At 47.7% G+C, this 25,322-nt stretch carries 17 protein-coding genes; 12 read left to right on the top strand and 5 right to left on the bottom strand.

Annotated features, from left to right (window positions below; genetic code table 11):
* Window positions 1-312 precede the first annotated feature (312 nt).
* On the top strand, window positions 313-1,185 hold the full coding sequence (locus AC2CG4_RS07610; protein ID WP_484485679.1) for a hypothetical protein: 873 nt from the start codon (window positions 313-315) through the stop codon (window positions 1,183-1,185).
* Window positions 1,186-1,263: 78 nt separating this feature from the next.
* On the opposite strand, the gene AC2CG4_RS07605 is transcribed toward AC2CG4_RS07610, so the two are convergent.
* Complete coding sequence (locus AC2CG4_RS07605; RefSeq protein ID WP_484485678.1) at window positions 1,264-4,302, bottom strand: TonB-dependent receptor; 3,039 nt, start codon at window positions 4,300-4,302, stop codon at window positions 1,264-1,266.
* 219 nt (window positions 4,303-4,521) lie between these two features.
* Window positions 4,522-5,781, bottom strand: coding sequence for a DUF4861 domain-containing protein (locus AC2CG4_RS07600; protein ID WP_484485677.1), 1,260 nt, complete (start codon window positions 5,779-5,781; stop codon window positions 4,522-4,524).
* Window positions 5,782-5,900: 119 nt separating this feature from the next.
* Here AC2CG4_RS07600 and AC2CG4_RS07595 point away from each other — a divergent pair, with 119 nt between their 5' ends.
* The 3 genes from AC2CG4_RS07595 (at window position 5,901) to AC2CG4_RS07585 (ending at window position 11,145) form a co-directional block, all read left to right on the top strand.
* Window positions 5,901-7,151, top strand: coding sequence for a glycoside hydrolase family 88/105 protein (locus AC2CG4_RS07595; protein WP_484485676.1), 1,251 nt, complete (start codon window positions 5,901-5,903; stop codon window positions 7,149-7,151).
* A gap of 65 nt (window positions 7,152-7,216) precedes the next feature.
* Window positions 7,217-8,533 carry an alginate lyase family protein gene (locus AC2CG4_RS07590; protein ID WP_484485675.1) on the top strand — a complete coding sequence of 439 codons (1,317 nt, stop codon included), beginning with the start codon at window positions 7,217-7,219 and terminating at the stop codon, window positions 8,531-8,533.
* A gap of 116 nt (window positions 8,534-8,649) precedes the next feature.
* The gene (locus AC2CG4_RS07585) at window positions 8,650-11,145 is read left to right on the top strand and encodes a glycoside hydrolase family 2 protein (RefSeq protein ID WP_484485674.1); all 2,496 of its coding nucleotides are present in this window, start codon (window positions 8,650-8,652) and stop codon (window positions 11,143-11,145) included.
* A gap of 12 nt (window positions 11,146-11,157) precedes the next feature.
* On the opposite strand, the gene AC2CG4_RS07580 is transcribed toward AC2CG4_RS07585, so the two are convergent.
* Both AC2CG4_RS07580 and AC2CG4_RS07575 read right to left on the bottom strand, forming a co-directional pair.
* Complete coding sequence (locus AC2CG4_RS07580; RefSeq protein ID WP_484485673.1) at window positions 11,158-12,528, bottom strand: GAF domain-containing protein; 1,371 nt, start codon at window positions 12,526-12,528, stop codon at window positions 11,158-11,160.
* The gene (locus AC2CG4_RS07575) at window positions 12,528-12,989 is read right to left on the bottom strand and encodes a hypothetical protein (RefSeq protein ID WP_484485672.1); all 462 of its coding nucleotides are present in this window, start codon (window positions 12,987-12,989) and stop codon (window positions 12,528-12,530) included. The genes AC2CG4_RS07580 and AC2CG4_RS07575 overlap by 1 nt, the downstream gene beginning before the upstream one ends.
* 254 nt (window positions 12,990-13,243) lie before the next feature.
* Here AC2CG4_RS07575 and AC2CG4_RS07570 point away from each other — a divergent pair, with 254 nt between their 5' ends.
* The 8 genes from AC2CG4_RS07570 (at window position 13,244) to AC2CG4_RS07535 (ending at window position 24,350) form a co-directional block, all read left to right on the top strand.
* Window positions 13,244-14,083, top strand: coding sequence for a hemerythrin domain-containing protein (locus tag AC2CG4_RS07570; RefSeq protein WP_484485671.1), 840 nt, complete (start codon window positions 13,244-13,246; stop codon window positions 14,081-14,083).
* Window positions 14,084-14,110: 27 nt separating this feature from the next.
* A complete protein-coding gene (locus tag AC2CG4_RS07565; protein ID WP_484485670.1) occupies window positions 14,111-14,500 on the top strand; it encodes a TonB-dependent receptor in 390 nt (129 codons plus the stop codon).
* A gap of 114 nt (window positions 14,501-14,614) precedes the next feature.
* Complete coding sequence (locus AC2CG4_RS07560) at window positions 14,615-16,891, top strand: methyl-accepting chemotaxis protein (RefSeq protein WP_484485669.1); 2,277 nt, start codon at window positions 14,615-14,617, stop codon at window positions 16,889-16,891.
* A 195-nt stretch (window positions 16,892-17,086) separates the two neighbouring features.
* Entirely contained in the window at window positions 17,087-18,343 is a 1,257-nt protein-coding gene (locus AC2CG4_RS07555; protein ID WP_484485668.1) for an efflux RND transporter periplasmic adaptor subunit, read from the top strand.
* 45 nt (window positions 18,344-18,388) lie between these two features.
* Window positions 18,389-19,162, top strand: a complete 774-nt coding sequence (locus tag AC2CG4_RS07550; protein ID WP_484485667.1) for an ABC transporter ATP-binding protein — start codon at window positions 18,389-18,391, stop codon at window positions 19,160-19,162.
* Window positions 19,159-21,576 (top strand): ADOP family duplicated permease, encoded by a 2,418-nt coding sequence (locus tag AC2CG4_RS07545; protein WP_484485666.1) that lies wholly within the window; start codon window positions 19,159-19,161, stop codon window positions 21,574-21,576. The genes AC2CG4_RS07550 and AC2CG4_RS07545 overlap by 4 nt, the downstream gene beginning before the upstream one ends.
* A 24-nt stretch (window positions 21,577-21,600) precedes the next feature.
* Window positions 21,601-22,989, top strand: a complete 1,389-nt coding sequence (locus tag AC2CG4_RS07540; protein WP_484485665.1) for a sigma-54-dependent transcriptional regulator — start codon at window positions 21,601-21,603, stop codon at window positions 22,987-22,989.
* Window positions 22,986-24,350 carry a sensor histidine kinase gene (locus AC2CG4_RS07535; RefSeq protein ID WP_484485664.1) on the top strand — a complete coding sequence of 455 codons (1,365 nt, stop codon included), beginning with the start codon at window positions 22,986-22,988 and terminating at the stop codon, window positions 24,348-24,350. The genes AC2CG4_RS07540 and AC2CG4_RS07535 overlap by 4 nt, the downstream gene beginning before the upstream one ends.
* On the opposite strand, the gene AC2CG4_RS07530 is transcribed toward AC2CG4_RS07535, so the two are convergent.
* Window positions 24,351-25,313, bottom strand: a complete 963-nt coding sequence (locus tag AC2CG4_RS07530; protein ID WP_484485663.1) for a class 1 fructose-bisphosphatase — start codon at window positions 25,311-25,313, stop codon at window positions 24,351-24,353.
* Window positions 25,314-25,322: the final 9 nt, after the last annotated feature.

The raw sequence follows: 25,322 nt of genomic DNA, 5'->3' as shown, positions 1-25,322 counted from the left end.
AACTGCTGCAGTTACTAAAAACGACACCGGTTGGGCGCTAAGATAAATAAATATAAGTGGTAGGGTTGCCTTACCAATTATATTGCTGTATCTTGGCTTCTATGGTGCTGGTTTGTTCGAGCTTGGTTAGGTTTCGAGCGCATTAGTAGCATAGATGTTCCCATCTATATTAAGAGTAATGACCGTAGCTCTTAATTTTCACCCGCCACAGCTTGCTGTCGCGGGTTTTTTCATTTTGCGTTGCCTGGTTTGCTCCTGTATATAATCAGCTATTCGACGTAATGCTTTTGATTTCTTGCGGCCAATGAATTTATGCGCCATTTTTTTTGTTTCAGTTTAATAATTGCCGCTTGGCTTGAATCTGCGGCCAGTTTTGCGCTGGATGTCGTGAAATTGCCTCAAATGCAATCGGAGCTGGACGTGCGCTTTAATTATAAAAATGAATTACTGGAGCGCGCCTTAACGCTGACCGTCGAAGAGTATGGTGAGTTTGAAATTCAGATGATTGGCACACCTATGATGCGCAATCGTGCGCTGCATGCATTGCGCAGTGGGACCCTGATTAATGTGTATTTTTCACCGGCTAGCGACAATCTCAATAAAAATACCATAGCGATTAAAATACCGATTCGCCGCGGTATTTTAAGTTATCGCTTGCTGCTCATTCATCAGGCCGATATTCCTCTTTTTGCCAAGGTAAAGACCGCCGATGATTTAAAAAAACTAACGGCGGGGTTGCAAAGTGAATGGATCACGACTGCTGTAATGACGGATGCTGGTTTTAAAATACGGCGTGCGCAAACCTACGATGGTTTGTTTCTGATGCTGGAAAATCGCCGCTTTCATTATATTCCGCGCGGCATTCACGAAATTTATGATGAGTTGGCGGTGCGCAAAGATGTGGCTCCCGATATTGTAGAGGAGCCGAATTTAGCACTGTATATGATCATGCCTACTTACACTTATGTATCGCCTGCTGAACCGCGCTTGGCGCGTCGGCTTGAGGCTGGCCTAACAAAAATGGTAGAGAATGGTGATTTGGAGGCGCTATTTAATCGCCATTACGCCGATGATATTGCCAAGGCAAAGTTGAGCGGGCGCACGATTATTGAAATTAATAATCCATCGTTTAATGATTATTCGTTATTGAAAAATAAAAAATTGTGGTTCACGCCTGCGCCTTAGTTGCCCACTTTTTAATAGATAAGAAAAAGCCCCATGGTAGGTAAATACTATGGGGCTTTTATTTTTATAGCTTACCGATTAGAACTGATACTTCGCTTGCAATACGTAGGTTTTGCCATCGTAGTGGGTTGCGCGTGGTTGGTATTCAGTATCTTGATACTCTTCATACAAGGTATCGGTCAGGTTGTAGGCTTTAAAGTTGATGGTTAAGTCATCGGTGATTTTGTAGTAGGCCGATAAATCCAAACGACCTGCTGCTTTTACACTTTTATCGCCCGCACCATTAAAGCCTGTGCCAACACCAGCAATTGCGTTGGTACTTTCCAGATCGTATTCAGTTCTGTAGTTGTACGAGAGGCGCACACCTGCATCACCTTGTTCGAAGTAAACAATCAGGTTAGTAGTGCCTTCGGAGATGCCCACAATTTTATTGGTGGTCAGCTCGTCGTCATCCTGATTAATACGCGAATAGTTAATCACGCCGCCCAAACCATCCCATGGATAAGGCAGGAAGCTCAGGTTTTGTTGGATCGACAATTCAGCACCGGTCAGTACAGATGTCTCATTAGAATTTTGTAGCTGATTAATGGTAACGGGTTTTGGTTGACCGGTGGTCGGCAGGCCGGGCGTTAATTCTGGAGTGGTACATTCGCCGTTAGAGAAGCTCAACGTGCCCACTGTATTTGAATCTATGCCGTATTTGCGCAGGATGGGTTCGTTACAGAAATTCACATTGGTAAAGTAGCCGTCGATATCTTTGCGGAACAGCGCGAGGCTAATAGAACTGCCTTCACGGTTGTACCACTCTAATGACAAATCAAACGACTCTGCTTGCAGTGGTTCCAGTTGCGCGCCGGACAACCGTACATCAATTGAGCCTGCTGCGCCGTCGAGTTCACGCACAGTGGTCAGTGGACTCACAGTGGCGATGTTCGGGCGCACGATGGTTTGGTTGTAAGCTAAACGCAGTTTTAAATCGTCGGTTAAATCGAAACCGGCGTTCAGACTGGGTAACAAGAAGTTGTAATCGTCTTTGTTTTCGACTTCAGTGGATTGATCTACCGGCTGACCAATTTTATACAGCAATCCGCGTGAGCTCACATCAGAGGTCAACCAGCGAGCGCCGACGTTCAACGAAACCGGAATATTGCCCATTTCAAATTTAAAATCAGACATGGCGTAGAGCGCAACTGTGTCTATATCCGCTTGGTAAGCGGGGAATGCAGTTTGCTGACCGGCGCGTTGTACCAAGCCGGTGCCCGGCACGATGATGGCAGTTTCACCATTTAACGGCGCTACGTTATTGACATCGATAGTGGCGGTTAATTGCGGTAGTAATTTATCGACATCAATCGCAAACCAGCCTTGATCCGGGCCGGCAAAACCGGGCGCTTCACCGCCAAAAAAGCTGCTGGCACCATTGCTGTAGTAGTGCGGATTGGTCTTCACTGAGTTGTTGTAGATGCCGCTGAAATTAATGCCGGCAGGTGAGTTTCTCAAATTCACAAAATCTTGTGACTCGGTTGAGTAGCGGCCGCCAAATTGAATGCTTTCCAGCGGACCCATTTCAATCATGTATTTGGCGTTGGCTTCTGCGGCATTGTTTTCCAATTCCAGTTTGCGATAAGAACCGGTGAGTGTGGTTCTGATTAAATTGGGCGCGGCAGAGGCGACATCAGCGCCGGTTGAAAGGGCATTGGTACTTACCCAAGCCTGATCCAAACTGAGTGCATCCCCCGCGCTTTGGCCTGCACCGGTGAGCGAGACATCATAGTTGCCTATATTGCCGCGACCAGTGACCAGAGTGCCGCTGATGCCATTATTGCCATTGGCACCGCCGGCTGCGCGATAGGTTGGGGAGAAAAACACTTCACTTTGCACGCTTTCTGAAGCAGAGAGCGTGGCTTTGGCGTCCAGAGTCCAGCGATCAAGTTCCCAAACTGCATCAAAAATATGGGCTGCAGACTCTTCGGAGAGATCATAAATACGCGAGGTCGCGCCGTATTGCACATTAGTAAAGGCGATGTCGCTAACGCTGTAGATTTTACCGCCTGAGGTTGCATCTTTGCCGGTAGCAAATGGAGCAGACAGAGGAGTAATTTTAGTGCCAGTGATGCGCGGGCGCAGATCAAGTTCCTGCTGGGTGTTCTGATCCATATCGCGATTGGTATACATCAGGTTGTAGCCCAGTTTCAGTTCGTCAGTGGTTTGCCACTCTAGCCCACCAGAGAAAGAGGTGCGGGTACCTTCGCTGATTTCCGAACCTTGGCGCAGTTCGCCCGGGATTTGTACAGTGTCATCTGCATTCAAGCCGTTTGCCGATTTCCACGCGGCGAGTGTTTCGCCGTTGGCACCACGGAAATTGCCGGTGGTTAAATCGTTGTATTGGTTGATTTTAATGGTGTCACGACGGAATGTTTGATCGGATGTCGCAAAGGTCGCGGTCGCTGCCAGAGTATCTGCAATCAGGTGCTTGGAGGCGCTCAGCACAATTTCCGGATCGTTAGATTCTTCCAAATCCTCGTAGCGGTTGGCGATAGAGACTACATATTTGCCATCGCGTTTTTTCAGTGCACCACCTACGGCTTGATTGATAGTGCCGGAAATGCCGCCTTCAATCATGTTTGCGGTAGTGGTTTTGATCACTTGGATGCCGCTGAATACGGCTGGGTCAAACGCGCCCAGTGGTGAGGCGGCGCCAAAAGGGCTGGACTCAAGGTTGTTGACGCGCGTTGGGGTCGCCATTTGTTGGCCGTTTACGGTGGTCAGTACAAAACCGGCAGGCAGGCCGCGCAGGTTCACGCTGGATTCGCGGCGCTCACCTTCGCGGTTGAGTTGTACACCGGCTACTGCTTGCAGGGCTTCGCCCATATCGAGAGCAGGCAAGCTGCCGATGTCATCCGCAGAAATGCCATCGACAATCGTGGTTGAATTGCGTTTGATATCCAGCGCGTTTTGCAAGTTGCGTTGGAATTGCCCGGTGACCAATACTTCTTCAACGGCGCCGCCCGCATTGTTGTCTTGCGCGTAAGCACCGCTGGCGCTAACGGCGATAAGCGCGCTCAGCAGGGTTTTGGTAAACAGGGGTGTAGTCAGGTGTGACGTGTGTTTTTTCATGTGATTACCCTTGGAGATTACAGGTTCTAGTTATTGATTATTGATCGCTCTGGTTTTTCGTCCATCGCCGCTGTGTTCAGAAAACAAGCTTGGCGAGTGTTTTACTATACTCGGGTATTAATATCTTGCTGTCAAGTGGCCTTACCGGTTTGCGATCTAATGAAATTGGCATAAGAAATGGCCGCATATGGTTATTTGGTAAGGCTCACTTTGATGGTTTTACTTTGATTGGCTGACGCGAATGGGGTTGTTGAGTTCGGCGCGTGTCTGCTCTAAAAACGCTGCAAAAGCGGAAGGTGTGAGAGGGGATGGTGCTTCTCCCTCCCAGCGGGCGCCAAAATAATAATCCTGGTTTTTATTCATCTTGAGGATGACCAGTTCATTAAATTCATCGCGAGTGGTGTGTTGCAGGTCTTTGTGGCGAAAGAACAGCACCATGCCCAAGCCATCATTGCCCAAACTTTGCTGACCAAAGGTCGCCAGATAATTCCATTCGCTGTCAGCCTTGAGATATTCCAGCTTGCTGACGTTGTGTTTCACTATGCCAATCGCCACTTGCTTCAAGGGCTTGCTGCTGTTGACTTGGGTGTGTGTCAGGTAGGAGTGAGCTTGAATAGTGAAGTTGCGGGTTAAGGTCAGCTGGTCCTCGCCCAGCTTCCAGCCCGTTTGGATCAGATGTGCCGATGATGCCAGTGGGCCGCTATTGAGTTGAACTTGCTGGGTGGCAGGTGCGGGGTGTTGCACCTTGCCATCGCGCCAGGCCGCCATACCGCCCAAACCGAGCGAAGGGCCGACTTTGAGTACATCCATGCCCCAATCGCTAAGGGTGTGATAATCCCCCTTGTCCAGGCCGATGCGCCCTAGTACCAAGTCCGGAATACGCTTGCCAAAAATATCGACCAAGCCGCGCTGATCAAAATAAAAACGGTAGGCGATGCGGTCTGACTCCCAGCCAAAGCCTTCATATTTAAATAGTTTGTCGCCAATTTTATGTTCCGGTGGCAGCTTCATTTGTTGCACGGGGTAGTAGTTGCCACCGCTGTAAACACCTTGCGCATTGGCTGTGCCGCCCATGCGCAAGCCCATTTCCGCTTGGGTGAGTTGGGGGTATTGCAACGCCAATTGGCCGTGCAGAGGGCGGCTGATCTGAATGCGAACATTGGCATTAGCGCGATAGTCCGCTATGACTAACAAGGTGTCTGGCTTGCCATTGTGGTCGGTGTCGAGCCATTGGTTGGCGACTACTTGTTGGCCTATTTCGGTCAGTAGTGGGGTATTCAGTTTATCGCCCAGCAGCGGTTGGAGCAGGCTAATGGGAATTAGAGTGGCGGCATTGGTGCGCTCAGTCGGTAGGGGGTTGTGCGCCTCTACCCACAAGCTACGTGCAACTTTGTCGCTGGCTTGTGGTGTGTTGCCAAGCGTTAACTGGCTTAAGCATAGGCCAGTTAGGAGCAAGCTAAAACCGATAGTGTTCATCATCACCGCGCCTTATATTTGAAGGTAAATAGATGCAAATAAGTTTGAATTTAAGGCAATATACTATAGGATAATTGGTAATGCCACATTACCACTTTAAAATATAAGAGAGAGGGTTGAGTATGAAGTCTGCACATTTAATCTTGGCGCTGATGGGTTGTACGGTCGTTAATGCCTGGGCCGAGGAGGCTGCTTACTCCACCGAGCAATGGCTGGAGCCAGTTCCCTATCAAGCGCCGGGCACCCAAGCGCAGCGGTTTAGTGCGCAATTGCAGCACGGCAAAATTGCTGCCATCGCCAATCAAGTGGCCGATTGGCAACTTAGCCAGTACGACATTCGCTCCAATCAAATGCGCCCGGAAGAGCGCGCCAGTGCTATCCCGCAGGGCTGGATTTACGCCACCTTTAATATCGGCCTGTTGATGTGGGGCGAAACCCGCAATGATCAGGCTTACATTCAAGCGATCCGCAATATTTCCGCTGTTAATGAATGGAAACTCGGCCCGCGTTTTTATCACGCCGATGATCACGCCATGGGGCAGGTCTATATGGATCTGTATCAACGCTATGGCGACAGACACATGATTGATGATTTACAAAAAACCTTTAATTGGGTGTTGGCGAACCCGAGTGAGCGCGCGCTTGAATTTGAAGGGCCGGAAATGGAAGTGATGAATACCGCCGGGCGCGAATTTAAAGACCCTTGGTGTACCCAGCGCTGGTGTTGGGCCGATGCCATCTTTATGGCGCCACCAGTCTGGGCAGAACTGAGCCAAATAACCGGCGATAAACGTTATTTGGAATTTATGGATAAAGAGTTTTGGTTCGCCACCGATTATCTCTACAACAAAGAAGATCATCTTTTTCTGCGCGACAGTCGCTTCTTCACCCAGCGCGATAAAAATGGCAAGCCGATTTATTGGGGGCGTGGCAATGGTTGGGTATTGGCTGGCATAGCCCGCACTATTCCACATTTGCCCAAAGATTTCGCCAAGCGCGCAGATTACATCGAATTATTTTCTAATATGAGCAAGCATATTCGCGCCGCGCAAAATGCCGACGGCAGCTGGCCTTCTTCATTGTTGGATACCTCTGCAAAACCAACACCTGAATCGAGCGGCACTGGCTTGCTAGTATTTGGTTTGGCTTGGGGCGTAAACAATGGGTATTTGGATCGCGCAACTTATTTACCGGTAATTGAAAAAGGTTGGCAGTCACTGGTGCGCAGTGTCGATAAAAATGGCCGCATGGGTTGGGTGCAGCAAGTTGGTTTTGCGCCGGGCAGCGCCACCAAAAAAGATACCGAGCTTTATGGCGCCGGAGCATTTTTATTGGCGGCGACAGAAGTCTACAAATTAGCTGGGCAGCAATAATCTGGCATTGATAACAATACTGTGAAAAAACATTAAAAATAATTAGCACAAAAGGTGAGAGAAAAATGAAAACGAAACCGCGCTGTTCACTGGGAACATGGGTATTGTTATGTGTTCTGGTTGTTGGCAATAGTATTGTGGGGCATAGCGTTGCTGCCCCAGCAGATGCTTCCACGAAACTAGTCATGCCAGAAACGGTACGTTTACCCTATGAACAACTCATTGCAGCGCGGGCTCGTTTACAAGCAGGTGATGCTGCTATAACCGCAGCCGTTGCGCAGTTGGATGCGGAAGCAAAAAAATTGCTGAAGATAGAACCATTTACCGTCGTCAATAAAAAAGTATTGCCGGCCAGCGGCAATGCTCATGATTATTTTAGTTTTGCTCCCTACTGGTGGCCCAATCCTGAAACTAAAGATGGCATGCCCTGGATTCAATTGGACGGTAAAGTAAATCCTGCATCGCGGGATGAATTTTCCGACAAGGTCTCCTTTAATGGATTAGTAAATGCCACCCATATTCTCAGCAGCGCTTATTTTTTTACCGGCAATAAAGCCTATGCGCAAAAAACAGCGGAGCTAGTGCGCGCTTGGTTTTTAGACGAAGCCACTAAAATGAATCCGCATCTGCAATACGCTCAAGCAATTCCGGGAAAGTTCACCGGGCGCGGTATAGGCATTATCGACACCCGGTTATTTTATCGCGTGCTGGATAGCATTTTATTGGTACAGCCATCAGGTGCTATCAGTGCGCAAGAATCGGCTGGGCTACAACAGTGGTTTAATACTTATCTCGATTGGCTACTGCAAAGTCCGCTGGGTCTTGAAGCACAAAACACCTTGAACAATCACGGCACATTTTATGATTTTCAAGTATCCGCTATTGCCCGCTATGTGGGGCGTGATGAGGTGGTGCGCGAAACTATTGAGCGCACTAAAGCGCGCATGCAGGCGCATTTTTATGCACAGGGAAAACAAAAGCTGGAATTGGCGCGCACACGCCCTTTCCATTACAGCGTATTTAATCTACAGGCGTTTTTTGGTGTTGCCCATATAGCAGAAAGTATTGGTGTAGATTTATGGCATTACCCTTCCGCCAAACATTCCAATATCAAACAGGGTATGGATTATTTATTGACACGCATGCAGCTGGAAAAAAATTGGGGTGGAACTGAAGAGCTGGAAATTGAAGCCGAAATTATAGTGCCTTTGTTACCCGAATATATCCGCCGCTATAAACTATCTCCTAACGCCTATGCTGATATAGCGCCTGCGAGTTCGCAGTGGTCACAATGCAATTTATTGCTGGGTGAAAATTTTCCCTCGCCCAATAAAAAATCAAGTGATAGCAACAGCAAAAAATTCTCATTCTGCGCCTATTGATACAGTGCACAACATAATTTAACTCATGTATTTCAATTACAGCGCCAGCAAAAAATAAACCCTACCTCATTTAAAACGGGTTTGTTTTTTGCGGCGCTTATTGCTCAGGTTTTGTCATGACCAGATACAATCACTCATCTCTTTGTTTAACGACCATTAAAACTCTTGTTATAACTGGGTTAATCAGCTTGGTTATATTGTTAAGTGCTTGCGCACCCGAGGACGCAGAAACACCGCAAAACAAAAATCAATTACCGCCGGAACAAGTGCAGACCCAATTGTTTAATGATAATTGGCTGTACCTTGAAAAAGCCCTTACCGATGTCAAGGCAGTTGCCGCTGAACCAGAATGGCAAACTGTGCAATTGCCCCATACCTGGAATGCAACCGATACGGTTGATGCTGCACCGGGTTACCGGCGCAGTGCCAGTTGGTACAAAAAACAATTTACCGGCGCACAGCAGTTGCGCCAGCTGTTGTATTTTGAAGGCGCCAATATGGAAACCGAGGTTTATCTCAATGGTGAGCTGGCGGGAAAAAATGTGGGTGGCTATATTGGTTTTACAATTGATTTAACTCCCCACCTCAAGCGCGGCCAACTGAATGAATTATTGGTGCGGGTGAGCAATGCTTATAACCCCAATTTAATTCCCTCGCAAAAAGCTGACTTTTTTATTCACGGCGGCATTATCCGCGATGTCTGGTTAAAAACCCTGCCTGATATTTTTATCGAGCGGTTGGCGATTAACACCCCAATTGTCAGACATGAGGCTGCGCAAACTTTTGTCGATGTGCAGTTCAATCAATTAGCTAAACAACTGCCAGCGGGCGCTGCAAATGAATTGCAATTGCGAGCGCAATTGTTATCGCCCCAAGGTGATGTGCTACAAGAAAAACTAGTACCAGTAAATGATGGTACTAGTACACAAAAAATTGTTTTTGATGAGCTCGCTCAACCCGAGTTGTGGTCAGTTGATACACCTAATCTCTATACCATCAATGTGCAACTAGCGGATGAGTCAGGCGCAGTGCAACATGAACTGAGTGATCGCTTTGGTTATCGCTGGTTTGAAATGCGTCCGCATCAAGGTTTTTTTGTAAATGGCGAACGCATGCTTATTCGCGGCACCCATCGCCATGAAGAGTCAGCGGGAGTGGGTGCGGCACTGCCAAATGAAATCCATCGCCGCGATATGCAGATGATCAAAGATATGGGCGCAAACTTTGTGCGTTTGGCGCACTACCCGCAAGACCCGGAAGTCTATCGCGCTGCCGATGAGTTGGGTTTGATTCTGTGGGACGAACTGCCCTGGTGTCGCGGCGGCAAAGGCGGCGAAGTTTGGGAACAAAATACCGAGTCCTATCTCGCCCGGCAAATTGCACAAAATTACAATCACCCAAGTATTGCCTTCTGGTCTCTAGGCAATGAAATGTATTGGGAAGAAGATTTTCCCGGCGGTGGCGATGATCAAGTGGTTGCCGACTATGTAAAAAAATTAAATGCATTGGTTAAACAGCAGGATACTTCGCGTTTAACCACGCTGCGAAAATTTTATCCTGCCGCAACTATTGTCGATGCGTTTTCGCCTTCGATTTGGGCTGGCTGGTATGGCGGCGCTTACGGGCAATATGAAGAGGCCATCACTCTGGCGATGAAAGATTATCCCGCGTTTTTGCATATGGAATACGGCGGCTCCAGCCATGTTGGACGCCACTCGGAAAATCCGATTGGTATTAAGGGCATTGAAGGCGCGCAGGTTTCGGTGGAAGAGACAATGAATCAAGCGGTAGTGGCCAACCCGGCGAAAAATAGCGATTGGAATGAAAATTACATTGTTAATTTATTTGATTGGCATTTACATATTTCTGAATCCACACCAAATTTTTCCGGTAATGCCCAGTGGGCGTTTAAAGATTTTGGTACCCCTTTGCGCCCGGAAAATCCGCTGCCCTATATGAATCAAAAAGGGCTGGTAGATCGCAATGGCAAACCTAAGGATGCTTATTATGTATTTGCCAGTTACTGGTCGAAAAAACCATTTTGCTATATAGAATCTAAAAGTTGGACTCATCGCGAAGGGCCAAAAGAAGGGCGTCCGGTAAAAGTATTTTGCAACACCAACAGCGCTGAATTATTTTTAAATGGAAAAAGTTTGGGGGCGAAAGAGCGAAAACCAGCAGAATTTCCAGCGGGCGGACTGGTGTGGCAAGTACCCTTTATTGCCGGTGTTAACGAATTGAAAGTTACTGGCCGCAGCGATCAGGCGCAAGTAGAAGATATGTTAAATGTCACCTATCTGATCGGGCATCATGGGCCGTTTGCAACATTAAAATTAAGCTCAACAGCAATTGATAAGCAGCGAGTATTAATCGAAGCAGAAGCGGTGGATGCTAATGGAAATCGCGTATTGGATTTTTCCGAGCGCGCTTATTTTTCTACGTTGGATGAAAACGGCCAGCTACTTGAAAATCAAGGAACACCCACCGGCAGTAGTATTATTGAAATGGCAAACGGCTACGCCGCTATCGAATTTAAACCCGGCCAACATGCGAGCACTGTTGAGGTGAGAACGCAAAATATAAAAGGGGTTTATCTAAGGGTTAATCCTTAGTTTTTTGGGTTGTCAGATGACATCAATTGCGAGCAGCTCAATGGGGCTGCTCAGCACCAGCTTGAAGTTGCCGCGCCCCGCTCTTTCAATGCGCATAAAGTCGCAGCGCTCTTCCAGCCGGCGGCGCAATAAAATCAGCCGCGCTTCCAGATTGTCGTCAATGTCGGGCATTTTTAATTGCTGATCCAAACGCAATTCGCGATTGCTAAAATGGCTGCGCCCTTCACTGCAATAGAGTTGCAGCAGTCGCCACAAAATTGCGCCCGCCAATCCTTTAATTAAATAATCTTGTGCGAGAAATATGCTGTGGTTTTGCGAGAAGTAGCGAATCAATACGGGATTCTCTTTTTCGTTAATCCGTGGTTTTTTTGCGGCGGAATCGTTTTGTGTAATATCTGTGCCGGGTAATGTGACGCTGCCAAGGCACTCTGCCGTTTGTAATTTCAGCATCATCTGCGCGAGAAACTGCGTCAAGCAACTGAGTGCATCTTCATCGTCAAACTGAAAATATTCATCCTTGGGACTTTCAACATAAATAACGCCCAGTAATTTTTCGCCATCGACAATCGGCATCGCCATTTGGCTGTGCGGTTGGGGCAGGCCGGGAAATGGAATATGTGTTTCCAGTGCGGCGCTGTCTTGTTCGTGGTGGAGATAATCGCGCATCGCCTGTAGATAAGTGTATTCACTTGCCATATGAGTGATGCGAATGGGCGTGCGAAATGTTGCCGCTGTGCCTATCACGCCATAACCCATCGGCACTTCCGCGCCGATACCGGATTGAGAATAACCCTGCGTGGCCACGGCATAGAGTTTTTGTGCAGAGTTTTCGGCTAACAAAAGCATCGCCTGATCTACACCCAATTGTTGTGTAAGTTGGTGCAGGGTGCGTTCAAATAATTCACTCAAATCCTGCGCGGCACTGAGGTAGTCCAGGCTGTGGCGCAACTCGAATAGCAGGTTGCGCTGTGGTTCCGGCGGTGCAAGTTGCACACAGGGAACTGCCTCTATATCCATCACTTGATAGATATCCGCGCCGCGCAAGCGAAACACATTTTCCATTCCACTTTTGCTGGCGATGCCCGCTAATTGGGCTTTCATGCGTTCAAACAGCGGGCCTGAATCTTCGGTACGTTTGTACAACAGTGCCACGCGATATTGCGCGGTGGTGAGCGGATCTATGACTAACAGTGTCGCTTGGGGGTTGGCCAAAATATTGTGGCGAGTTTTATTAAAAAACTGAAAGGTGAGTGCGAGGTGACGCTCATCGACATAATGCACTTGCGAAACATAGGTAATGTTGGGTGAACCATCGGCACTGCAGGTGGCGAGTGTGGAAGGAATCCATCCTTCCAGGCAGCGACGAATCTGTGCGAGTAGCATTAGCGGTTCAGCTCTATAGCGCGACCCGCATCCGGGCCGGGGCTCTGTTCAAACACCGCGCTGAGGGTAAATTCAATCGCGGTTAAATCGGCGGGGGTATAGTGTTGAAACGTGCGGGAAAATGAGTAATCAAAACCCAGTAAAAACACATTATCGGCAAAACCCTGGCAGCCGCTTTCGATCGCGGCAAGCTCGCAATCGAGCACTGCAGTTTGGTGCGCCTGAGTGCCCTTTACTTGCAGGGTTTTATGGCTGGACGGTTGGCTAAATACCACGGCGATTTCACCGTTAGCGGCAATATCGCGCAGCAGTTGCAGCGCTTGGGATTTCACCAAAAATAAACGCACCAACGCCCCCTGATGCTGGGTAGTGCAGGCCAATATCCGGCTGATGGATGGAATAAGACGGCTATCGCGCGCGCAGGCAGTAATCGATACGCCGGACGTAATAAAGCTGTTCATCTCCTCCGAAAGCTTTGGTCCGATTGCGCTCTCAGTCGCTGCTGGATTAATAGATAGTGTCATTGGGAGCCGTTTTAACGCTGTTTGATGAGGGCGCGAGTATGCCATCGCACCAGATCCGTCTTGGGTTAAATCATAGACCCTATAGTCCAAAGCTAACAATCGACTTTTTATACCAGACACAATTTTTAACAACTTTCATCGCGTGCGCGAACTGAAATCAGGGAAAATTAAGAAAATTTTAGGAAATCGTTATGGATGATTTAGGAATCGCATTGCGCGCAACTTGTTACGCTGGCAACCCTGCTGATGCTGATGGCAAACGCTTATCACATTTGCATTCTCTCACTCACTCTCTTACTCAATGGAACCTGAGGTGTTTTATGACAGACCCACGCTATAACATCTATACCCTGATTCACAAAGGCCTGCGCGCCAGTCTCTGCCAGCAACTGGTCGAGTTGGGGCGGCTCGACGATACAGATACCGAAGCCGTGACCCAGCAACTGGAAGCCTGCAATCATCTACTGCGTTTTTGTATCAGCCATCTGCAACATGAAAATCATTTTATTCATACCCTGCTAGATGAAAAACGCAGAGTCCCTGCACAGCTTGATATTTCCCCTTTGCAAACGGCGCTGGATCATCAACAGCACGAGCAGGAAATTAAAAAATTACAGGCGGAAATTGCGCTGATTAAACAGTTGCCCGCCTTGCGTCGGCGCCATGTACTGCTTGATTTTTACAGTGAGTTTTCGCTTTTTGTGGCGGAAAATTTTACCCATATGCAAGTAGAGGAAACTTACAACGCGGAATTGTTGTGGGAGTTTTGCAGCGATGCCGAGATACGCAATATTCAGCAGCGATTGATTGCCTCACTCAGCCCCGAAGAAAACCTGCAATCGTTATTAATGATGCTGCCGAATATTACCCATACCGAGCGTTTGGAAGTGCTGCAACCTATGGCGCAGGTTGTGCCTGCGGAAACACTCAGTATGTTGTTGTCTATGTTAAAACCGCTGCTCAGCAATCGTGAATGGCACAAGCTGGAACAGGAAGTGGAGTTGCCAGCATTAGTCGCAAATGAAGTTTGATATCACACAATTTTATTGGAGAAAAAAATGGACAGAAAATTTGCCATTACCGGTTTGATTTATGCCCTGCTGGGAATGATTCTGGGGATTCATATGGCCGCGACTCACAATCACGGTCAGTTGGTGACTCATGCCCATATTATGTTGCTGGGTTTTGTGGTCACCTTTATTTATGCACTCTGCCATAAATTGTGGTTGGGCAATCGCCATCCCAAACTGGCGCAGGTGCAATTTTATTGCCATCAGCTTGGCCTACTGTTGATGCTATCTGGTTTGTATTTGCTCTATGGAAAAATAGCGCCGCCAGAAAAGCTGGAGCCTTTATTAAGCCTGGGCTCGTTAGCGGCATTGGTGGCGTTAATTGTGATGATCTTTCTGTTTGTTCGCTCCGCACCAACGGCGGTGGATAGTAAGTAGTCTGTTTGCCCAATGTTGAAAAGGTAAAACCTTAGGGCTAGTTTATCTTTGTCATAAAACTGTCATGCAGTTTGCCTAGATTGAATAGCCCTTGGTCTTACAGTTCAACTGTCTATGAAAATCTCAGCGCGTTTAATGTTAGGTGCCATCGCCATGACTGGCATTGCCGTGGTATTGGCGGCGGGTGCAACTGGCTGGTTGGCTCTTAAAGAATCCAAACAAGCTTTGTCGCACAATTTGGAACAGCAATTCCAGGCCTTGGCGGAAAGCCGCGCGCAGGCGATTAACTCCCAATTCTCCAGTTATTCCGATTTGTTGTTATCGCTCTCCCACGGGCGTATGACGCAGGAGGCGGTGTACGCTTTGGTGCGGCCGTTTGCCTCTTATCGCTATGAAGTGAGCGCTGCATCGATTGATGAGTTGCGCGCGCAATTGAGCGATTGGTATGAACAAACCTATTTGCCGCATGACCGCCTTATCAATCGCGCGGCGGCGCCGGATGTTAAACAATGGGTGCAGCAGTTGTCGCTAGAGGCGCTGTTAATTCAGCATCATTATCTGCAAAAAAATTCACAGCCTATCGCGCAATTAGCTTTAATGGATGATGCCGCCGATGCGACTATTTACGGGCAGCAGCATCGCCGCTACCAAAGTAGTTTTCGCGATTTGGTGCAACGTTTTGGTTTTACCGATTTGTTAATGGTGGATAGCCAAAGTCTTGCGGTGATTTATTCCGTTGCCAAAACTCCAGTGCTGGGTAGCTCATTAAAAGATGGCCCTTTTGCCAATTCGCCACTGGCAGCGCTGGCCACGCAATTGCAAAACGCGCAGCCCAATCAATTACTGCTCTCAGATTTTCATCACAATCAATGGCGATTTGGTGAACACCTGGTGTATTTGGGTGTTCCGGTATTTCACGATGTGCAAAGCCCCACTAAAGCGATTGGCTTTTTAATTGCGGAAATTCCGGCGGCGCGGCTCACCAATATCATTAGTGCAAATCAACAGTGGCACACACTTGGGTTGGGTGATACGGGTGATATTTATTTGGTGGACGCACAACATTTTTTAATTACTGAAATGCGCACACAGCAGCAATCGGCAGTGCAAACTCTTAAACCTTCCCCAATTAATACTCACGCCGTGGCCGAAGCCTTGGCTGGTAACCGCGGTTTGGGTGAGCAACAGGATGCCTTGCATAACAAGGTATTGATGAGTTGGCAGCCGCTGCATATTCACAATCAAACGTTTGCCTTAATCGCACAGCAGTCGCCCACTGAAGTATTTGCCTCGCTTAACAATCTGGAGCAAACCGTGTGGCGCAGTGTGGTGATCGCCTGTGTGTTGTTGTCGCTGATTGCCGCGGGTGTCGCCTATATTTTTGCGCAATATATTGGCAATCCTTTAGCGCGTTTGGCGCAGACCATTAAACAAGCCGCGCAAGAAAAAAATCTTGCCAGTCAATTCCCGGCGCAGGGGCAGGATGAAATTGGTGAAATGGGGCGCTCATTAAATTTTTTATTTTCAGAATTAAATAGCGTGTTAACTCAAGTGAATCAATCCAGTGAACAGAGTTTGCTGGGTGCATTGGAAAATGTCACCACCACGCGCCAGTGTCGCGATGAAACTGCCCGCCAGCGCCATGAAATGAATCATGTCGGCGCCGAAACAGAAGCGGTGGTGAAATCTATGGCCGATATGACCGAGCGCCTGGATGCGGTTAGCCACAAAGTGAATCAGGCGATGATCGCCGCGAGTGATGGTAAATCCCGCGTGTTAGATGTGGTTAAACAAATGCAAACACTGGCGGAACAGATTGGCCACTCTTGCACCACACTGGGCGAGTTGCGCACCGCGACCGATAATATCGGCTCGGTATTGGATACGATTCACAGTGTCGCCGAGCAAACTAATTTGCTTGCGCTCAATGCAGCGATTGAAGCGGCGCGTGCGGGGGAACACGGGCGCGGTTTTGCCGTAGTTGCAGAAGAGGTACGCCGTTTGTCGTTTGATACACAAAAAGCGACGGGGGAAATTAATACCATGATTGCTCATTTGCGCACGACTGTGCAGCAAATTTCTGAAGGTTTGGATGCGGAGCAAAAAACTGCGCAGACCTGTTTGCAAGAAACTCAAGCCACCCAGAATTCACTGAGCAGCGTGCAGCAATCAGTAGCAGATGCGAGTGAACTTGCGCAACAAATAAATAGCAGCGCGCAGGATGAAAGCAGCCGCGCTCTGGCAATGCGCGGTCGTTTAATCAATCTTGTTACCGGCATTAATGAAACGGATATTGCAATTGCGCGCTTGGCAGAAGGTGCCGAGCAACAAAATACCTTGGCCAACAAAGTGATGTCTGCAGCCAAGGTGTTGAAATTTGCGCGTAAGTAAGCCGGATTGCGCCGCAATAAACCTGTCCCATTTTCGCTACAGTTTTTTTATTCAACGTCTCGATAACAGCACAGCAGTTGTTATCGGGATTGCGTGAATATCTTCTAATCTATTGTTTTATTTGAATAATATTCAGTTGGCGTGGTTGCTGCTATAGAACAGGTATTAACAACCTGATAGCGGGCACTTAACAACGTGGATATTATTCGTCGCCAGAAAAAAAACCTATTCAAACCCCAATGGATTATCGCCAGTGTTTTGCTGTGCGCTGTAATCGGCTTTTCCCTATTTATTTCCCCAAATGCTTCCGACTATAAAATTGCGCGCAATAGCCTCCGGGTAGCCGGTGTGGCACAGGGCGACTTTGAGATTATTGTGCGCGCCCCCGGCACTCTGGTGCCCACCCAGATTCGGTGGTTGGCGGCTGAGACCAACGGCAAGGTGGAGCGGGTATTGGTTAAGCCCGGCGCCCATGTACAGGCGGGCGATATTATTGCGGTATTAAGCAATGTTGAATTGGAACAGGCCTACGATGATTTACAGTGGGATATGGAAGTCATGCAGGCGCAAAATGCGGCGGAAATAAAAGACCTGGAGTTTGCACTGCTGGATCAAAAAACGCTTGAACTGGAAGCCAAAAGCTTATTTAAAACTTCAGAGTTGACACTCAATGCGCAAAATTTTTTGCGCGAACGCAATCAGGGTTCAGTATCAAAAATTGATTATGAATCTATGCAAATGCAAACTGCCCAGCGCAAAGAGCGCTGGCAAATAGAGCAGACACGAACCCTCAGCATAAAAGAAAATGTCGCGGCACAAATTGCCGTAAAACAGGCGCACATCAAAAAATTAGAAAAACAAATTCAGCGCGCGCAACAACAGGTTGAGCAGTTGGTGGTGCGCGCCACTATGGAAAGTGTTGTGCAAGAGGTGTCGATTGAGCCGGGGCAGCAGCTTGGTCTGGGAACCAATATTGCCAAATTGGTACAGCAGAACCAATTGATTGCGCGCCTGCTGGTTCCGGAAATACAAATTCAGCAGGTGGCTCTTGCTCAGCAAGTCAGTATTGATACGCGCAATAACCGTATCGCGGGTGCGATTACCCGTATATCGCCTTCGGTGGTGAATGGCACAGTAGAAGTGGATGTTGCATTGCGTGAACCCTTGCCTGCTGATGCGCGGCCAGAGCTGACAATTGATGGCGAAATTATGGTGGCCGCATTAAGCAATACTCTGTTTGTGGAGCGCCCGGCCTATTCGCAAAATTTTCGCAAAATGCGCGTATTTAAATTATCACAAGACGGAAATTATGCCGATAAAGTGCCAGTTGAATTTGGCCGAGGCTCAGCCAGCAAAATTGAAATTGTCAGCGGCCTAAGTATTAACGATCAAATTATTGTTTCAGACCAATCACAGTTGGATAGCTATTCCCGGTTGCAATTAACTCGATAATATCCAGAAACTATCTACTAAAAATAACGGCGGAGGCCATAAAATATGACAGCGCAATTAATTAAAATGGATGCAATAAAAAAAATCTTTGTCACCGACGACATGGAAACCCATGCCCTGAGCAATATTAATTTAACGATTAAACAGGGTGAGTATGTGTCTATTACCGGGCCATCCGGCTGTGGCAAATCGACGCTCTTATCGGTAATGGGCTTATTGGATAGTTCATCGGCTGGCACATATCTGCTCTCGGGTTTACCGGTCAGTGATATTCATAACAAACAGCGCAGCCAAATTCGCAATAAGGAGATAGGTTTTATTTTCCAATCGTTTAATTTAATCAGCGATATGACAGTACAAGAAAATGTGGAGCTGCCGTTGACCTATCGCAGCGATTTAACCAAAACACAGCGTTTGGCGATGGTAGAAAAAGCCTTGCAAGATGTGGGTATGCATCACCGCGTCAATCACTATCCTGCGCAATTATCCGGTGGCCAGCAGCAGCGTGTGGCGATTGCGCGCGCTATAGCGGGCAACCCCTCATTGTTATTAGCGGATGAACCAACAGGTAATCTCGATTCAAAAAATGCTGCTGATGTAATGGCACTCCTGGATAGCCTGCACGCTAGGGGGGCGACTATTTGTATAGTGACTCACGACCCGCGCTCGGCACATCGCGCCAATCGCATTGTGCAAATGATGGACGGGCAAATCGTTAGTGATATCGCCAACGACAACCTCAAACAACAGCGTTTGCCAGCGGCAGGGACGCATTTGAATGAGTTCGAGCTGGGCCAGCTGCAGGCGGGTGCCTTATGAATTTCTTACGCGATATTCAATACAGTCTGCGTCTGTTACTTAAAGCACCGGGGTTTACTGCCCTGACGATTGCGGTGATGACGCTGGGTTTGGGTGTATTTATTTTTATGTTGTCGATTGTCAATACCATCGTGTTTCGCCCGCTGGATTTTGCGGATGGCGAGCGTTTGATGTTTGTAAATCGCACGGTAGATGATCGGGTACAGCAAACGATTTTGCACGACTACCAAAAAATAAAAACTGAAAGTCAAAGTCTGGAGTTAGTGGTAGCTTTTGGTTCAGAAACGGCAGTGTTGTCTGATGGAGTGAAATCCATTCGCTACCAAGGGATTTTTGCCGGTGCTGGATTTTTTGAATATACCTCTGTAGCTCCCCTGTTAGGGCGCACGCTCATAGAGAGCGATCAATTGGAGGGTAATCCGCAGGTGGTCGTGATTGGTTATGAGCTGTGGCAGAACTATTTTGGCGGCGATAAAACTATTATTGGAAAAATAACCCAGATTAATCGCCAACAGGTTGAAGTAGTGGGGGTAATGCCGCCGGAATATTTATTCCCCTTTAATAATCAAATATGGATGCCGTTGCGAAAAACGGCGACTAACTACTTGTTAAAAGATTCGCCTTTGGTGCGTATTTTAGCCAAGGCCAAACCCGGTATTTCGGCGCAAGCCGTCGATTTGGAATTAAAAAATATTTTTGCCAATAGCCCTGATTTGCGTATTAACCCGCAACAAAATGTCAGTGTGCGGGCGGGGCTTTATAAACAAGAGTTTATGCGTGGTTTTATTGGTGTTGCTTACTTGATGTTAAGTGCGGGGCTGTTTGTGTTGGCCTTGAGCTGTATTAATGTTGGCAATCTATTGCTGGCAAGAGCCAATATGCGCGCTAAAGAAATTGCCATACGTGTCGCTCTGGGCGCACCGCGGGCGCGACTCATTACCCAAATGTTATGGGAGAGTTTTTTGATTTGTAGTGCCAGTGGTTTGCTGGCAATTTTATTTGCCGGTTGGGGGCTGGATGCAACAACCCATTTTTTTCTGGATCGCAGCACCGATATTTTGCCTTTCTATGCATTTATGAGCTTGAAATTTGAGGATGTAGTGAACGCCATTGTTATCACCTTGGTAACCGCGTTAGTCACCGGTTGGGTGCCAGCATGGAAGGCTTCAGGCGGCAACTTTAACGCCGTATTAAAAGACACCGCAAAAACGGCTATGGGGAAAACCACTAGTAAGATCAGCAAACTATTGGTCATGATTGAGATAGGTTTATCTTGTACGCTAATGATTGTTGCCGGTGTAATTTCAATTTTAATTTATCAAGCCGTTAGTGAAGGTTACGGCATTAATATCAATAATTTTTTAACGGCACGGGTCAATCCTCCCCCCAGTATTTATGCACAAGGGCCAGCGCAAACCGGCTACTATAATCGTGTTTTAATGGATGTGAGCAATATCCCAGGCGTGGAACAGGCAACACTGATGTCGCACGTGCCCACGGAATATTTGCCGCCCAGTAGTTTTCAACCTGAAGGGCAGGAATTTCCCGATTTTGTTTTTCCGCAAGCGCATTTGGTGCAGGTGTATCCCAATACCTTTGATACCTTGTCGATACCGCTTTTAGACGGTCGCTTGATTGATACGCGCGACAGTGAAAATTCACCCAAGGTTGCAGTGGTATCCGATGTTTTTGCCGCAAAAATGTGGCCGGATGAATCCGCCATTGGCAAACGGATTCGGCGCATTAGCGGAACCCCTAACGCCGACGATGTCTGGATGACCATTGTCGGTGTGGTGCCGCAATTAATGCAGGGCAGTTTATTTGGCCCGGAGCAATTGCCGGTTTTGTATGTACCCTTTCGTCAGATGCCGCGCGATGCAATGGCAATCGTATTAAAAACCCATTCAGACCCTAATCAGTATCAGGATGCCTTGGCGAAAGTGTTGCACCGCATTGACCCCAATTTGCCTATGTACCGGTTTGCGGCGTTGACGGCGCAAGCGGAAAATAATCGAATGTTTTTGCAATTTGTGGAGCGAATTTTTTTATTGTTTGCGCTTTGTGCCTTGGTGATGGCAGTAACGGGTATTTACGGCGTCATGGCTAATCATGTTGAACAGCGCACGCAGGAGTTGGGCATCCGCCGCGCTCTGGGCTCACCGGATACACGCATTGTTTTATTATTTACCCGGCAGAGCGCAATACAATTAATCGCGGGTTTTATCTTTGGTATCCCCCTTGCGTATGTTATGAGCCAAAATTTCATGCGCATTATTGGTACGGAAAGCCAGTTGTATCTGCTAGCCTATATTCTGGTGCCGCTAATTATTATGCTTGCGATCGCGTTTGCCACATGGGTTCCTCTGCGACGTGCATTGCGTATGGAGCCCGCAGCCGCATTGCGCTATGAATAAAATGACGTTAACCCGGATAAATAAATGGCCACTGTATTAATTGTTGATGATGATGAGGCAATTCTCGCGGCGCTGAAACTGTTGTTGAAGCGCGATCAACATCAGGTGCTATTGGCAAAAAGCCCTCAAGAGGCAATGGTCGCGCTCAAGCAAACGGCGATTGATGTAGTGTTGTTGGATATGAATTTTACCCATGACACTACCTCAGGTGGCGAAGGTCTGGATTTAATTGGCCAATGCGTAGCTTTTAATGCAGATATCCCTCTCGTAGTAATGACGGGTTGGGGGTCAATTGAGCTAGCAGTGAAATCTTTGCAACAGGGCGCGAGTGATTTTATTGAAAAACCTTGGGACAACGAGCGGCTTTTGCACATAGTGCGAACCCAAGCGCGCATCATGGAACAAAAGCGTTGCCAGATAGCGCTGATGACGGAAAATAAATTGTTGAGCCAAGCTGTTTCTGCGCATAAAAATCAGCAGATTATTACCCACTCAGCGGCAATGAAAGTGACTCTGGATACGATTCACCGTGTTGCCAAAAGTGATTTGAATATTTATTTGTCCGGTGAAAATGGCACGGGTAAAAGTATGCTTGCGCATTATATTCACCGCCTATCTGCGCGCAGCGATCAACAAATTATTGCCATTAATATGGGCGCTATTGCCGAATCCTTATTTGAAAGTGAAATGTTTGGTCATGTAAAAGGCGCCTTTACCGATGCCAAAGAAACGCGCATTGGCCGCTTTGAACTTGCCCATCATGGCACCTTATTTTTAGATGAAATTGGCAATATTCCGCTCAGCCAACAGGCGAAATTATTGCGGGTACTGGAGGAGCGACAATTTGAGCGCTTGGGTTCATCGGTGACGCTGAATGCCGATGTGCGTTTAATTTCTGCCAGCAATGCCGATATTCACGCGCTCGTCAGTGAAGGGCATTTTCGGCAAGATTTGCTCTATCGCTTGAATACAGTTGAAATTCATGTGCCTGCACTGCGCGAGCGCCGCGAAGATATAGATGATCTATGCCAACAGTTTTTGACGGCCGCTTGCCTGCGGCATCGGCGCCCGCTCGCGCAATTGACCGCCGAGGCGCGCCAGCGGCTCAACAGTTATGATTGGCCTGGAAATATTCGCGAGCTACAGCATGTTATCGAGCGTAGTTTGATTCTATGTGATGACGGGATCATCGATCTGGATGCGTTAATGTTGCAGGGCAATAGTCAAACTGCCGGTGAACTCAGCTCGGCATTTTATGCCTTGGATAGCAATTGCACTCTGGATGAGCTTGAGCGCAATATTATTGAAGCGCGTATTTTGCAACAGGCGGGCAATATGTCCAAAGCCGCCAGTTCGTTAGGTTTAAGTCGCAGCGCTTTTTATCGGCGTTTGGAAAAATTGCGAATTCGATGAAAAAGCGCCCACTAGAATTTATTCAAACCCGCGCAATACTGGCCGCCAGTTTACCACTGGCGTTTTTTTCACTTGGGTTGTGTGTGCAGCTAGATTTTTCGCCCTATTTTATTGCCATTTTGGGGCTGCTGGAATTTTCCGCCATTGCCTATGCGGTGTATATCACGCAGCACGAATTACGTTATCGCTTGCGCAGTTTAACCTCGGTAGTTGAGGGCATGTTGCAAGGTGATTTTTCACTGAAAGCTCGGCAGGAATTAACTTCTTCCGGCTTGAGCCGTTTGGTCAATAGTATCAATACGTTATCCCAAGAATTGTCCAGCCATAAATTGGCCAACATTGAAAAGCGTGCGCTGTTGGAAAAAATTATTACGCAAATTGAGATAGGTGTGATTACCGCCGATGAGGATGGCAATATCAGTGCGATAAATCGTGCGGCCACACTAATGCTACAACTCGAACAAAAAACACCGCTTAAAACGCTGCAGCAATTACCCATAACACTGCCAGATAAACCGGGCAAAGCGCTGGTTCATCTGCAGTTGGGTGAGCAGTTTAAAAAATTGTATTTGCAAGTGGATAGGTTTCGAGAGTTTGGCAGCGATCAAACGCTAGTACTTATTACGGATATGAATCATGTGTTGCGGCAGGAGGAGTTAAAATCCTGGGAGAGTTTGGTGCGGGTTATCAGTCATGAAATTAATAATTCGCTGGCGCCAATTGCTTCGCTAAGCCATTCCTTAATGGATATTGTAAACCACTGTGACTTTCAACAGGTGGATGCCGCGCAGGCGGCGCGGGAGGATATTCTCGGCAGCGCGACAATTATTGCTGATAGAGCCAAATCGCTCGCCGAGTTTATTGCCCAGTATCGCAGCTTGACGCATATTAAACCGCCGCAGTGCGAAGAGATTTCCATCCGCACTTTGGTCAATCCCATTTTGCCTTTATTTATCGCGCAGAACATTGTGCTGATAGGCGATGTCGATTTGGTTTGCGCACTCGATAGTACGCAAATGAAACAGGTGCTGATTAATTTATTGAAGAATGCGGTTGAGGCTATGCAGCATGCAGAAGCGGGCGATGCCTCGGCCGCTATTACTATTGCAGTTGAAAAAATTCAAACGTCACAGAGTTGCATCCTGCGCATTGATATTGTGGATTCCGGTTGCGGTATTCGTCACAACCAAAATTTATTTATTCCTTTTTATACCACTAAGGCGCAAGGCTCTGGTATAGGTTTGGCGTTGAGCCGACAAATTATTGAGTTGCACCAAGGCAGCTTGCGCATTTTTAATCGTGAAGCTGCACAAGGTTGCTGCGCGCGTATTGAGCTGCCCCTAATGTCGCAGCAGGAATAATTACAGCTTTAGGCAGGTATCCACTTCATTCGCCGAGCCTAAAATCACCGCCACCCTTTCATGCAATTGTTGCGGTTGAATATCCAAAATACGTTGGGTTTCACTGTGTGCTTTGCCGCCGGCATTTTCAATCAACATGGCCATTGGATTCGCTTCATAGAGTAAACGCAATTTGGCTGGTTGTTTGGCGTTGCGGCTATCGGATGGGTATAGAAATATTCCACCGCGGGTTAATACTCTATGCACATCCCCCACCATCGCCGCATTCCAGCGCATGTTAAACCGTTTTGCGCGCGGCCCGGTTTCGCCTAGAACAAGATCATTAATGTAGCTTTTCATTGCCTCATTCCAAAAACGCGAGTTGCTCATGTTGATGGCAAATTCCTGCGTGTCTTTGGCTATTTGAATATTGTCAGCGGTGAGTAAAAAGTCGCCCTGACGTGAGTCGAGGGTGAAGCAGCGCGTGCCGGTTCCAGTAGTAATTACCAATAGTGTTGACGGGCCATAAAGCACATAGCCGGCGCAGACTTGTTGTGAACCTTTTTGATTAAATTGCAACTCGCTGTGATGAGGTACTGAATCGAGCGCGCGATAAATACTGAAAATAGTTCCGATCTGGCCATTGATGTCAATATTGGATGAGCCATCGAGTGGGTCGAAGGCAACTACATATTTTCCAGCTGCATTTGCCGCGACCACTGAATCCTCTTCTTCTGATGCTAGCGCAGCCACTGGTGCGCAGGCGAGCAATAAATCTTTCATCAGCTGGTTGGAAATAATATCCAAATGCTTTTGAGTTTCGCCTTGAACATTCTCTTCTTGGGAGGAGCCGAGCACGCCCGCGAGCGCACCCTGGCGCACGCGAAACGCGATTTCTTTGCTGATATCGACCAGTGTTTCAATGACGTGAATTAAATCTGTATCTACTTCATCACTGCGCAACACATTCAATAATTCTTTCATGCACATACC

This window comes from Cellvibrio sp. ATLC23, from assembly GCF_057196725.1.
Note: the sequence above shows the minus strand (reverse complement) of the source record. Positions and strands in the feature narration are given on the sequence as shown.

Excerpts from the sequence above, each read along its gene's own strand:
- AC2CG4_RS07610 (WP_484485679.1), top strand. The coding sequence starts at position 313 with ATGCGCCATTTTTTTTGTTTCAGTTTAATAATTGCCGCTTGGCTTGAA.
- AC2CG4_RS07605 (WP_484485678.1), bottom strand. The coding sequence starts at position 4,302 with ATGAAAAAACACACGTCACACCTGACTACACCCCTGTTTACCAAAACC.
- AC2CG4_RS07600 (WP_484485677.1), bottom strand. The coding sequence starts at position 5,781 with ATGATGAACACTATCGGTTTTAGCTTGCTCCTAACTGGCCTATGCTTA.
- AC2CG4_RS07595 (WP_484485676.1), top strand. The coding sequence starts at position 5,901 with ATGAAGTCTGCACATTTAATCTTGGCGCTGATGGGTTGTACGGTCGTT.
- AC2CG4_RS07590 (WP_484485675.1), top strand. The coding sequence starts at position 7,217 with ATGAAAACGAAACCGCGCTGTTCACTGGGAACATGGGTATTGTTATGT.
- AC2CG4_RS07585 (WP_484485674.1), top strand. The coding sequence starts at position 8,650 with ATGACCAGATACAATCACTCATCTCTTTGTTTAACGACCATTAAAACT.
- AC2CG4_RS07580 (WP_484485673.1), bottom strand. The coding sequence starts at position 12,528 with ATGCTACTCGCACAGATTCGTCGCTGCCTGGAAGGATGGATTCCTTCC.
- AC2CG4_RS07575 (WP_484485672.1), bottom strand. The coding sequence starts at position 12,989 with ATGAACAGCTTTATTACGTCCGGCGTATCGATTACTGCCTGCGCGCGC.
- AC2CG4_RS07570 (WP_484485671.1), top strand. The coding sequence starts at position 13,244 with ATGGATGATTTAGGAATCGCATTGCGCGCAACTTGTTACGCTGGCAAC.
- AC2CG4_RS07565 (WP_484485670.1), top strand. The coding sequence starts at position 14,111 with ATGGACAGAAAATTTGCCATTACCGGTTTGATTTATGCCCTGCTGGGA.
- AC2CG4_RS07560 (WP_484485669.1), top strand. The coding sequence starts at position 14,615 with ATGAAAATCTCAGCGCGTTTAATGTTAGGTGCCATCGCCATGACTGGC.
- AC2CG4_RS07550 (WP_484485667.1), top strand. The coding sequence starts at position 18,389 with ATGACAGCGCAATTAATTAAAATGGATGCAATAAAAAAAATCTTTGTC.
- AC2CG4_RS07545 (WP_484485666.1), top strand. The coding sequence starts at position 19,159 with ATGAATTTCTTACGCGATATTCAATACAGTCTGCGTCTGTTACTTAAA.
- AC2CG4_RS07540 (WP_484485665.1), top strand. The coding sequence starts at position 21,601 with ATGGCCACTGTATTAATTGTTGATGATGATGAGGCAATTCTCGCGGCG.
- AC2CG4_RS07535 (WP_484485664.1), top strand. The coding sequence starts at position 22,986 with ATGAAAAAGCGCCCACTAGAATTTATTCAAACCCGCGCAATACTGGCC.
- AC2CG4_RS07530 (WP_484485663.1), bottom strand. The coding sequence starts at position 25,313 with ATGAAAGAATTATTGAATGTGTTGCGCAGTGATGAAGTAGATACAGAT.